Here is a 3,400-nt window from a genome sequence, read left to right as displayed (position 1 = left end):
CGGTGGGTTCGGCGATCCGACTCCCGCCGCCCGGACCGAAAACATCGGCAGCGCTGCCTTCGAGCTGGGCCTTCCACGATGTGATCTGATTGGGGTGAACGTCGAACTGCTCCGCCAGTTGCGCCAGCGTGCGGTCACCCTTGACGGCGGCAAGTGCCACCTTCGCCTTGAAAGCCGGAGTGTGGTTCCGCCGTGCTCGTCTGCTCATCGTCTCTCCTGATTCGCGGGTCAATCTTGCCCGCCGTCAGGCAGAAACTCCACTTATCGCGCTGTTCAGATTTGCGGGACCAGCTCACTCTCGCAGTTACCTTGCACTCAAAAGTGGAACTATCGGCCATCTGAAGAAAGGCATGACTGTACGAGTCCGATTCGTCGTCGCCGAGCGCACTCGCCTGCAACTCATCTACATTGAGATGGACGATTGGCTCAACCCGCTCTTGGCTGCTAGCCAAATATCTAACTTTTAAAAGTCAGTGAACCACCGTGCCGAGTCAGATCGTCAAGTTTAAGCAGCGCGACATGACGGATTGTGGGACCGTCAGTCTTGCTTCAGTTGCAGCCCACTACGGCTGCAAGTTGCCATTGTCTCGTATCCGCCAGTATGCCTCGACCGACCGCTCCGGCACCACGCTGTCGGGTCTTTTGCATGCCGCTCAAAAGTTGGGCTTCATTGCGAAGGGGGTCAAGGGCGACTTCGACAGCTTGTACAGGATACCAAAGCCCGCTATTGCGCATATGACCGTCAAGGATGGGCTGCACCACTTCGTGGTCGTCGTGGCGATCGACGCGCGGTGGGTCACCGTCATGGACCCGGCGTTCGGAGAAATCCGAAAGCTATCGCATGAAGAGTTCAAGGTGCAATGGACTGGCGTCCTGGTGCTGCTGGTTCCGGCAGAGACCTTCAAGCGTCGCGATGAGACCACCTCTACCATTGTCCGCTTCGCGCGACTGCTTGCGCCACACAGAGCGGCGTTGACCCAGGCTCTCGTCGGCGCGCTGGTAACCACGATCCTCGATCTTTCAATGGCCATTTACGTCCAGAAGATCGTCGATCAGGTTGTGACATCAGGCAATCGCAACGTGCTTAACCTCTTGGGCGTCGCGATGTTGCTGATCCTAGTGCTTCAGACCTTAATCAATCTGCTTCGAAGCCGGATCGTGTTGGCGACAGGGCAGAAGATCGATGTGTGCTTGATCCTCAGTTACTACAATCACATCCTAAGCTTACCTCAAAAGTTCTTCCACAGTATGCGCGTTGGAGAAATCGTCTCCCGGATGAACGATGCGGTGAAAATCAGGAGCTTCCTTAACGAGCTCTCGATCACGATGTTCGTCAACATTCTGGTGACACTGTTCTCGCTCGCGCTGCTGTTCCTCTGCTCGTGGAAGATCGCCGTTGTCGTGGCGATCTCGGTTTCGCTTTGCGTCTTGTTATATTGGACCATCGACAGGCTGAACAGGAAACGACAGCGAGCGATGATGGAGAGTGCCGCCGATCTCGCGGCGCAACTGGTGGAATCGCTCAGAGCTGTTTCTACGATCAAGGCATTCGGCATCGAGCGCGGTGCCTGCCTCAAGATGGAGACCCGCTTCGTCAAGACGCTGCAGTCGGCCTACAGCGTCGGTCTCGTCTCAATCGCCGGAGATAATGCCTGTAGCTTCCTCTCAACTCTGGTTACAATCCTGCTAATGTGGTTTGGCACGACGCTTGTTCTGGACCGGACCGTCACTCCAGGTGAGTTGCTTTCCTGCTATGCACTGCTCGGCTATATCAACCGACCACTCGCCGACCTGATCCAAACTAACAGAATCGTGCAGGACGCCTTTGTTGTGGCGGATCGCCTGTTCGAGATCTTGGACCTAGAGCCGGCATCTGACGGCACTGCTGATCTCACAAAATCCGGGCTTGGTGATATCAGCCTGGAGAATGTCACGTTTCGCCATGGCGCCCAGCCAAAGCTCTTTCAAGATCTGAGCGTCACGTTCCGCAGAGGGGAGATAACCGCAGTGGTGGGGGAAAGCGGCTCCGGCAAGAGCTCCCTTGCTGCGCTGCTACAGAATATTTATCCGATTGAGGGAGGACCCATCCGGATCGGTTCCTATGATCTCAAGGACGTTTCGAAGGGATCCCTGCGCAGGATTGTCGGTGCGGTACCCCAATCAGCGGACGTATTCTCGGGCTCCGTGATCGAGAACATCGCACTTGGTGAATTCGAACCTGAGATCGATAGGATTATGAAAATCTGCGATCAAACTGGGCTGCGGGAGGCAATCGAGCATTGGCCCGGAGGTTTCCAAGCCTACCTGGGCGAAAATGGCGTAAAGTTGTCTGGTGGCGAGAAGCAGCACCTTTCGTTGGCACGAGTTCTATACCGGGATCCGGAAATCCTAATTTTGGACGAGCCGACCTCCTCCCTCGATTCTGTTGCGGAAGCCACCGTGCACCGGTTCCTTGAGGATTTGCGTCGGGACGGCAAGACTATCGTGGTCATCTCTCACCGACTCAGCACCATCTGTGGTGCCGACAAGATCGTCCTCTTAGACAGGGGCCAGATCGTTGCGGAGGGCAGACATCCTGATCTGCTGGCTGAAAGCGCTTATGCGCGCTTGTGGCAGACGTAAACCGTCGAGCCCTAAAGTTGCAGATGATGGCTTATCGGAAAATTCGGCGGAATCGTGGGAGAGCTTATCCTCTCAAACTGACCCTGCTGATCGACGTTCGAAAGTGTATACCACGCTCGGTGATGGAGCGAGATCGGCAGCCAAACAACGATCCACGCCTGATGACCGACGTGCAAGCATCGGGAGAGCGTGCGCGAACTCAACCAAAAGGCATGTGAAATCTCGAGGTGAACTACGCCAGCGGCAAGCTGAGGTCGTCAGAGGGCGTGGTCTCATGGCTTAAGCGCTTCGATTTCGTTCCAAGGTAAGCCGTTGGTAATACGCTGAAGTATCTGACCTTACGCGAATGGATCGACATTGTTCATTTACGTCGTTTGCGGCAGGTTGCGAATGGCTGCCAAGGTTTGTCGCCGCCGTCGCTGCCCGCGAAGAGATTCTCGAATTGTTGTAGCTGATGGCGCGTTCGACGGTGGTGGAGACGAGTGAGCTGGCCCCGGTTGTCTGAACAGAATATCCGCGTCGATAAGTGGAGCCTCTGCCGGGGTTAGGCTGCCGTGCGGAGCGGCAGCGGGGTGAAGTAGGCTTGATCCGGTGTGCTGCCGTCAAGGCTCGAATGTGGACGGCGGCAATTGTAGAAGTCCAGATAGCGGCCAATCGAGGCGCGAGCGTCGCTGACGCTGTCGTAGGCCCGCAGATACACCTCCTCGTATTTGACGCTGCGCCACAGCCGCTCAACGAACACGTTGTCCCGCCAGGCGCCCCGGCCGTCCATACTGAT

3 protein-coding genes and 1 pseudogene are annotated in these 3,400 nt (G+C 56.4%); 2 read left to right on the top strand and 2 right to left on the bottom strand.

Going from position 1 to position 3,400, the window contains the following annotated elements; translation table 11 throughout:
* Positions 1 to 208 (bottom strand): transposase (locus E4K64_RS39275; RefSeq protein WP_135163638.1); only part of this gene is annotated, 208 nt, incomplete at its 3' end.
* An 82-nt stretch (positions 209 to 290) separates the two neighbouring features.
* Between E4K64_RS39275 and E4K64_RS41540 the strand changes: the two are divergent.
* Together E4K64_RS41540 and E4K64_RS39265 are read left to right on the top strand one after the other, a co-directional pair.
* A pseudogene (locus E4K64_RS41540) lies at positions 291 to 467 on the top strand (hemolysin secretion protein D); the annotation flags it as partial.
* Between the two features lie 52 nt (positions 468 to 519).
* On the top strand, positions 520 to 2,622 hold the full coding sequence (locus E4K64_RS39265; protein ID WP_430642610.1) for a peptidase domain-containing ABC transporter: 2,103 nt from the start codon (positions 520 to 522) through the stop codon (positions 2,620 to 2,622).
* A gap of 544 nt (positions 2,623 to 3,166) precedes the next feature.
* Here the strand turns inward: E4K64_RS39265 and E4K64_RS39260 are convergent.
* The coding region (locus E4K64_RS39260; RefSeq protein ID WP_135161597.1) for an integrase core domain-containing protein at positions 3,167 to 3,400 on the bottom strand (234 nt) is incomplete at its 5' end.

Source organism: Bradyrhizobium frederickii, from assembly GCF_004570865.1.
Lineage (GTDB): Bacteria > Pseudomonadota > Alphaproteobacteria > Rhizobiales > Xanthobacteraceae > Bradyrhizobium > Bradyrhizobium frederickii.
Note: the sequence above shows the minus strand (reverse complement) of the source record. Positions and strands in the feature narration are given on the sequence as shown.

Bases quoted from the DNA above. Each gene is read 5' to 3' on its own strand.
- E4K64_RS39265 (WP_430642610.1), top strand. From the start codon at position 520: ATGACGGATTGTGGGACCGTCAGTCTTGCTTCAGTTGCAGCCCACTAC.